Source organism: Burkholderia sp. Bp8986 (genome assembly GCF_003854225.1).
Classification (GTDB): domain Bacteria; phylum Pseudomonadota; class Gammaproteobacteria; order Burkholderiales; family Burkholderiaceae; genus Burkholderia.
Genome location: NZ_QTQM01000217.1, coordinates 1 through 401 on the forward strand (window position 1 = coordinate 1; position 401 = coordinate 401).

Sequence of the window (401 nt, forward strand, 5' to 3'; positions counted from 1 at the left end):
ATGCCGAGCTGGAAGTTCTCGGTCGGCTCGCCATCCTTGCCCACGCCCATGTTACCGGTGGCGACGCCCTTCACGGAACCGTCGTCGTTGTAGAGAATCTCCGCAGCGGGAAAGCCCGGGAAGATCTCGACGCCCAGGGCTTCCGCCTGCTGGCCGAGCCAGCGCGTGACGTTGCCGAGCGAGATCACGTAGTTGCCGTGGTTCTTGAAGTTGTCGGGCAGCGCCCAGTTCGGCGTCGTGACCGCGCTGCTCTCGGACAGGAACAGGAAGCGGTCTTCGGTCACCTCGACGTTCAACGGCGCGCCCTGTTCCTTCCAGTCGGGGAACAGCTCGGTGATCGCGCGCGGGTCCATCACCGCGCCCGACAGGATGTGTGCGCCGATCTCGGAACCCTTCTCGAG

At 65.1% G+C, this 401-nt stretch carries 1 protein-coding gene; it reads right to left on the reverse strand.

Annotated elements, in window-relative coordinates; translation table 11 throughout:
* Positions 1 to 401: NAD(P)/FAD-dependent oxidoreductase (locus tag DID99_RS36960; protein WP_409362730.1), on the reverse strand; the 401-nt coding region annotated here is incomplete at both ends.